The sequence below is a fragment of the Apibacter sp. genome, assembly GCF_025291155.1.
Lineage (GTDB): Bacteria > Bacteroidota > Bacteroidia > Flavobacteriales > Weeksellaceae > Apibacter.
In genome coordinates this window covers 1-8,035 of sequence record NZ_JAMBJZ010000082.1, presented here as the reverse complement: position 1 = coordinate 8,035, position 8,035 = coordinate 1, and the positions used below count along the sequence as shown (strand labels likewise).

Annotated in this window: 5 protein-coding genes; 4 read left to right on the top strand and 1 reads right to left on the bottom strand. The window is 30.1% G+C overall.

Annotated elements, in window-relative coordinates:
* From sov to M3Z80_RS07910, 4 genes are all read left to right on the top strand, one after another.
* Positions 1-5,002 (top strand): T9SS outer membrane translocon Sov/SprA (gene sov, locus M3Z80_RS07925; RefSeq protein ID WP_293919017.1); only part of this gene is annotated, 5,002 nt, incomplete at its 5' end.
* 24 nt (positions 5,003-5,026) lie between these two features.
* Entirely contained in the window at positions 5,027-5,404 is a 378-nt protein-coding gene (gene gcvH, locus M3Z80_RS07920; protein WP_293919016.1) for a glycine cleavage system protein GcvH, read from the top strand.
* Positions 5,373-5,747 (top strand): VanZ family protein, encoded by a 375-nt coding sequence (locus M3Z80_RS07915; protein WP_293919015.1) that lies wholly within the window; start codon positions 5,373-5,375, stop codon positions 5,745-5,747. Before gcvH ends, M3Z80_RS07915 begins: the two co-directional genes overlap by 32 nt.
* A gap of 409 nt (positions 5,748-6,156) precedes the next feature.
* Positions 6,157-6,432, top strand: a complete 276-nt coding sequence (locus M3Z80_RS07910; RefSeq protein WP_105297947.1) for an RNA recognition motif domain-containing protein — start codon at positions 6,157-6,159, stop codon at positions 6,430-6,432.
* Positions 6,433-6,509: 77 nt separating this feature from the next.
* Here M3Z80_RS07910 and M3Z80_RS07905 read toward each other — a convergent pair.
* The coding region (locus M3Z80_RS07905; protein WP_293919014.1) for a TonB-dependent receptor plug domain-containing protein at positions 6,510-8,035 on the bottom strand (1,526 nt) is incomplete at its 5' end.

The following is an 8,035-nucleotide window of genomic DNA, read 5'->3' as shown; positions in this document are numbered from 1 at the left end:
AGTTCCCATTAATATAAGTTTGGAAAACCAATTTGCATTTAATATGCAAAAGAAGAGATTTATGGGATTAAATGTAGAGCATAAATTTAATAACGACTTTATTGTTGGAGCAACATTCCTTAACTACAAAGAAAGACCTCTTACACAAAAAGTACAATTTGGATCAGAACCCGTTAATAATTCCATGATTGGATTTAATATGATGTTGAATAAGGAATTCCCTTTCTTAACAAAACTTACCAATTGGATACCGGGAATCAAAACCGAAGCGGAATCTAATATGAGTTTTAAAGTGGAAGGCGCTGCTTTATTGCCGGGACAAAATAAAACTATCAATGATAATTCTTATATAGATGATTTTGAAACAACAGCTTCAAAAATAAGTTTAAAAGAGCCCGGATATTGGGGAATAGCCAGTAAGCCAGAAAAAGAAGGGACCTACATGAACGATATAAAAAACGGTAATGGAAGGGCTCTAATAAGTTGGTATAATATTGATCCAAGATTTTTCGGAATCGGAGGAGGTCAACCTGCGGGTATAGATAATAATGCGCTTTCCCTACATTTACAAAGACGGGTTAAATATCAAGAAATATTTACAGATAGAGATTATATAGCGGGAGAGCAGCTATATATGAATACATTTGATGTATCTTTTTATCCGAAAGAAAGAGGGCCTTACAATTTCAATACACTCAATGAAGACCCAGAAAAAGATAGATGGGGGGGATTAATGAGACCAATTTCAGTAACTAATTTTTCGGAAGCTAATATAGAATATGTAGAATTTTGGATGATGGATCCTTATGCTGACAGTAAATCACCGGGATCAAATCCTTTAGGAAATAATCCCGAATTAATAATACAATTAGGTAATGTATCCGAAGATGTCTTAAAAGATGGATTTATGCAGTATGAAAATGGTATTACTGATGATTTAAGCCTAATGACAACCACAAATTTAGGTAAGCAACCCAAAAATTATCCTTTAGTATATGCTTTTGATACTAAAGGAGATGAAAGGAAGAAACAAGATGTTGGTTACGATGGTTTAATGAGTTCTGAAGAAGCAGACTATTATAAAAGTAAAGGATATAATATTGGAAACTATGCCAATTATATAAATCCTATAACCGGTGAAATTGATCCTTCTGGAGACGATTACGTATTTTATTTGAATGGTGCATGGGATTCTTCTAAAGATAAAAGTTCTATTATAAACAGATATAAATATTATAGAAACTTAGAAGGTAACTCTCCTGCCAATTCTATGGATGCTTCATCAGCATCTCCGGATACAGAAGATTTAAATAAAGACTTCAATCTGGATGAAACGGAAAATTATACACAATATCGTTTATCATTATTAGACTCGAATTTAAGAAATAGTCAAAATTCTTTTGTAGTAGATAAAAAAGAAGTAGAAGTATCACTTCCTAATGGAAAAAAGGGTAATACAACATGGTATTTAGTGAGAATCCCGGTTAGCGATTATGAATTTGGTTCTTCTGAAATATTAAATAATGTACGCTACATTCGTATGCTAATGAAAGGATTTTCCAATACAGCTACCTTACGTTTTGCGACTTTAGATTTAGTTCGAAGCGATTGGAGAAAGTATGAAAAAAATATTTCCTCAATAACTGGTGAAAGTAAACAAGATTCAGACGAAGGAACAGCAACACTTTTACCTGTCTCAAACGTGATCATTAGTGCAGTAAATTTAGAAGAAAATTCTACCTCTCGTCCGCCTTATGTATTGCCTCCGGGAATTAGTAGAGAAATATTAGGAAATACTACCGGAACACAAATGCAAAATGAATCTTCGTTGAAATTAGAAATAAAAGATTTGAAAAATTCTGAACCTAGAGGTATTTATAAAAATATAGCGCTGGATATGAGACGATATAAAACATTAAAAATGTTTGTACATGCTCAAAATATGCAAGATGTATCCAGTAATATTGTAGATAAAGAAGCTAAATTCTTTATCCGTATAGGTAGTGATTTATCAGATAATTATTATGAATATGAATTTCCATTAAAATACACTCCCAATACAGCTACCTCTTCTATTGATATATGGCCTATTGAAAATACAATTGAATTAAGGTTAAAAGATTTAGTAGCCGCTAAAAATGAAAAAGATAAAAATAACCTTTATAATAGTACTATACGCTATCGTAGCCATGTTACCGGTAGTGATGATAAAATTATATATGTAAAAGGTAGGCCCTCAATAGGCAATGTAAACTCAATTATGATGGGGGTAAGAAATACTTCTACCTTAGAAAAGCATATTGTCTTATGGTTAGATGAACTTCGCTTGACTGATATTGATAATGAAGGAGGATATGCAGCCAATGCAAGTATTAATTTTAATCTTGCAGATTTTGCTCAAATATCCGCATCCGGAACCTATCAATCCGTAGGTTTTGGAGCAATAGATAGTAAACCGAGTGAAAGAAGCCAAGATGAAACCAAGCAATATATGGTTAGTGCGGCGGTGAATGTAGATAAAGTTCTTCCGGAAAAATGGGGTATGAAAATACCTGTAAGTATTAGCATGTCAGAGACCTTTATAGATCCTAAATATAATCCATTGGATAATGATGTGAAGTTAAAAAATGACCCAAGAAAAAGTGAACTTAAAAAAGTGGTAAGAAGTTATTCATCACAAAAAAATATTTCTTTATCCAATTTTAGAAAAGATAGAACTACAAGTAAACAACCAAGGTTTTATGATGTGGAAAACTTATCAGCTTCTTTTTCATATTCAACTGATTATTTTAGAGATATTTATACAACATATAGCTTATATCAAAATTTACAGGCATCTTTAGATTATAATTTTTCGCCCAAAGGTATTTATTATCAACCTTTTAAGAAATTAAATGTAGTTCAGGATACCAGTAGATTTGCCAAATATTTAAGATGGCTAAAAGAAATTAATTTTAATCCGGTACCTACTCGTTTATCATTTAAGATAGATATTGCCAGAACCTATAATGAGTTCCAATATAGAGATATTAATGCATATCTTAATAATAATCCGAGTAGTTACAGTTCAACTTTTGCTAACAATTTTTTGTTCGGGTGGCAATATAACATAGGATTCAATCTTACGCGTTCTTTAAAGTTAGATTATTCATCTGGAACAAGGACTATATTGGATGATATAGGAAACGGCGTACCCGACGATGGTATGATATGGAACGGTTTATTAAATTCGGGAAGACCTATAAATTATAACCAAAGATTCCAATTAAATTATAAATTACCTATTCATTTGCTTCCATATATGGATTTTACCTCTATGGAATTAGGATATACAGGGCAATATGATTGGCAGGCAAGCTCAAGTTTTCAAACTTCATATGATCCTACAAATGCTGATCCAAGAAAGAGAAGTTTAGGTAATACCGCACAAAATGCTCAAACTATAACAGCAATAGGTAATGTAGATTTTAGCAAGTTTTATAATTACTTTACTAACTATAAAAAATTTAAGGAAAAGAGAAGAAAAAGACAAAGAGAAATAGATTCTTTAAATAGAGCTTATGAATCAAATTTTGCTCTGAAAAAACCTAAATCATATAAAAAATATACATTAAAAACTAAATATAAAGCTACCGATTACCTTTGGATGATAGCAAGTAGTTTCAAAAGAGGACAAATTCAAGTGAATGAAAATAAAGGTACCATTTTGCCTGGATTTTTACCGGAACCAAGTTTCTTTGGAGTAGGAAGATATGCTGGTTCCAAAAGCGGCCCTACTTTTGGTTTTCTATTTGGGTCTCAATTTGATTTAAGAAATAAAGCGGTAACAGAAGGTTGGATTTCCTTAAATGAATATATGACCAATCCATATGTAAAAAACAATAACTCGCAGGTTTCCGCTACCTTACAGTTAGAGCCCGTTAATCAATTACAGATAGATTTAAATATTATGAGAAATCACCAAAAAACTCTATCTCATTCAGGGTTTAATTCTATAGATCCTATCACTGGACAAATGGCTAATACATTTGTAAATCAATCTGCTATGTTCAGTTCCACAGTTATATCCATAGCTACGGCGTTTAAATCAGGAGAATATGTATATAATAAGATGATCAGCAATTCCATGATATTGTCTCAAAGAGTAGCTGAAAAACAAGGACAGCCGTTAGTTGATGCTAATAATGATGGCTACATAGATGGTTATGGATTAACAAATTCAGAGGTTTTATTACCATCATTTGTATCAGCCTTTACAGGAAGAAGTGCAGGTAGTCAAAAATTGGGTTATAAACGCAATATGCCAATTCCTAACTGGAAGATTACCTATGGTGGTCTAAAAAATATACCACTTATAAATTATTGGTTTAAAGAGTTTAGAATTAATCATAGTTATGTTTCAAATTATACAGTTAACGGCGTACAAACTAATCCTGATTACTACCTATTTCAAAACGATTCTACCGCTCCGGAAAAAGATATGAATGGAAACAGATACAATTATTATACCTATGGAACGGCAGTAATGTCAGAAGGATTTAGTCCATTAGTTGGAGTAGATGTAACTATGAGAAATAATATTCAGATAAGAATAGCATATAATAAAGATAGAATATATTCTCTCGGTTTGACAAATTATACGTTGCAAGAAGATTATGGCAATGAAGTAGTCTTCGGTTTAGGATATATAGTTAAAGATGTTAAATTAAAACTAAGATATAGAGGAGCTACAAAACCTTTGACAGGAGATTTAAATATACGTGGAGATATTTCTATAAGAGATAATAAAACAACCATCAGACGTTTAGTGGAATTAGACTCACAAGTAACTGGTGGACAAAATTTAGTATCATTAAAATTTTCAACTGATTATAGTTTTACTAAGAATTTTAATCTTAAATTCTTCTACGAGCAAATGATAACAAAATATAAAGTTTCAACTGCTTATCCCCTTTCTACTATAAGAGCTGGCTTAAGTGCTACTTTTACTTTTGGTAATTAAAAAAAAGTAAGTACATTTGATTATATGATAATACCATCAGAACTATTGTATAGTTTACAACATATTTGGGTAAAAATAGTAAAAGAAAATGTGGCTTATGTTGGAATTACTGATTACGCTCAAGAACAGCTCGGTGATATCATATATGTAGATGTTGAAAGCATTGGCACTACTTTGAAAATTAATGAAATTTTCGGAAGTCTTGAAGCAATAAAAACTGTCACAGATCTCTATATGCCCTTAGATGGAAAAGTTTTGGATGTAAACTCTGAATTGTTAAGCGATCCGAGTTTAATAAATACAGATTCCTATGGAAAAGGGTGGATAATAAAAATTAAGCTAGTGAATATCCTAACAAACCATTTAATTAATGCTGAAAAATATAAAGAATTGGTTAGTTGAACATCATAAAAAAATACGATTTATACTTATTATATATTTTTGTATTTTAACTTGGTTATTGTTACGAGCCCCCAAAGGTAATAAAGAGTTTTTAAAATTCATGCCTCTTTATAATGATAAGCTAATTCACATGTTAACTTTTTTAGGACTTTCTTTATTAGCAAAAATAGCATATCCTAAAAAAAATCAATTTCTAATAATAGTTTTAGGAACTCTGTACGGCATAATAATTGAATTTTTTCAAGAGTATATGAAATTGGGAAGAACATTTGAATATTCTGATATGATCGCAGATTGTTTAGGCTGCATTATTGGGGCTTTTATAGCTAAAAAAATTTTTTAGTATCTAAGAACTTCCGATACACTTTACTTATAAATAATCTTACGACTTTTCGAGTTTATTTAAATTATTATCTTAAATTTTAGTCCTGCCTTCCTATATTGAAAGTTAATGATTATAATTACTACGAAATTATTAAATATAAGATAAGTAAAAATTTGGTGAATAATTCCTTTTAATTTTATATAATTAGATAAAGTTTAATTAAAAATATCTTCGAATCTCTTTATACATAAAGTCTTTACTTACTTATGTAAAAAATAAAAAATAAATACATAAATTATTGATAAAATTATGTAAATTAGCATGTTGAGATTGTTATTATACTTCCTTCTACTTTTTAAATTGAATTGCTAGTTTTTAGTCTGATTTCTTCTCAATTAATTTTTTATCAATTTTATAAAATTTTTATATGAACATTTTTATTTCAAACCTGAATTACAGGTTGACCAACGAAGATTTACATGACTTATTTTCAGAGTATGGCGAAGTTGAATCAGCAAAAATAATACAGGATCGTGAAACCGGCAGATCAAGAGGTTTTGGATTTGTCGAAATGGCAGATGCTGAAGCTAAAACGGCAATTCAGGAATTAAATCAAAAAGAATTTGATGGTAAAGTTATTAACGTCTCCGAAGCACGTCCAAGAGATGAAAAACCGAGAAATAATTTTAGAAGAAGTTATTAATTGGTTATATGTAATAAAAAAATAAAACGACTGAATTTATTCAGTCGTTTTTTATATTTACAAATGAGTAAAATTTATTATAATTTTAAATCAATTCCCATATAAAACATAGCAGAAACAATAGGGGCATAAACTAAAGAAGTATCAAAATAGTCTCCAAAAGGGTTCTCTGAATTTATGATTGGATTTTTTTGTTTATAACTTCCTAAGTTTTCCACACCTAAATAAGTTCTTAATTTATCCGTAAAATGCTTTGATATCTGAGCATTCATTAAAGCATAATTAGGAGAAAAAGACTTTCTTTGATATTCTACCGGATTCTGAGATGTATCAGGAATTCTTTGTTTTCCTACATATTGCAGATTAAAATCCAAAGTCCATTTACTTTTATTTTCTGTTTCATTTGTAGAATATGAAATAGAAAACAATCCTCTATTTTTAGAAGTGAAAGGAACTTGCTTTCTACCCTCCATATAATCAGCTTTAATATCAAACCACTTATATGCAAAATGTAATTCGAGATTAGATATAGGTATAATATCCCACACAGCTTGAAAAGTATTTGAAAAAGATTTTCCATCCAAATTGTAAAACCAAAGAGATTGGGTAGATTTATCTAAATCAACAAGAACTTGCTTTTTAAAATCTGTTCTATAAAAATCGAAAGTTAAGGTATTTTTAACAGTACCAATTTTAAAATCTTGTATTAAACTACCGCCATAATTCCATGCAATTTCTGGTTTAAGTCCATAAATATCACCATTATTAGATTTAATATGAACTTTTCGTGAGGAAGCTAAATATTGCATATTTTCGGAAAATATATTTGAGGTTCGCATTCCTCTTCCTGCTGCTAAGCGAAGTGTTGTTTTAGGCAAAAATGCATATTTTATATTGATTCTCGGTAAAAGTTGAGTTCCTGCCAAATTATGAAAATCGGTTCTCAACCCTGTAACCAAAGTAAAGTTTTTAAATGAAGTGTTGGTATATTCAGCAAATATCCCCGGTGCATTTTCAGTTCTTTTATAATTCATATTTTCAAAATCTTCATTATAGGAATCATGTAGATAGCTAGCTCCTACAGTATATTTATTATTGGTATTCCCAATAATACTTTCGAACAATAAATTGGTGAAAAAAGAATTTTCATTACCATTATATAATCGTTGTCCAAAATAGCTATTTGTATTATGATGAATAAATTTAGTTTGTAATCCTATGCTTTGATAAGGTTTAGTAAGGAATACATATCCCGTTTTATTCCATATCTCATAATGTGAATTTTCGATTCCAATTCCGTAATGATTCTGAGTAAGACGATCGGTAGATTCTCTAAATTTTTTTTCTCCTCCTATTTCCTTACTATAAAGTGCTTGAAATCCAAACATTGAGCCCCATCCGTTTTTTTTAATTCCATCATAACGAATAATATCCATTAAATTTATTTGTTTAGAAAGAGGATTATCAAGAAAACCGTCATGATTCATGTCTTCTTTGACTAGTCTTCCGCTAAAATGAGATAAAGTTGTGTTGCTCCAATCGTTGGATATTTTTGATGCATTTACCATATTTAATTCTAATCGCGCATTTTGATTTGCAAAAA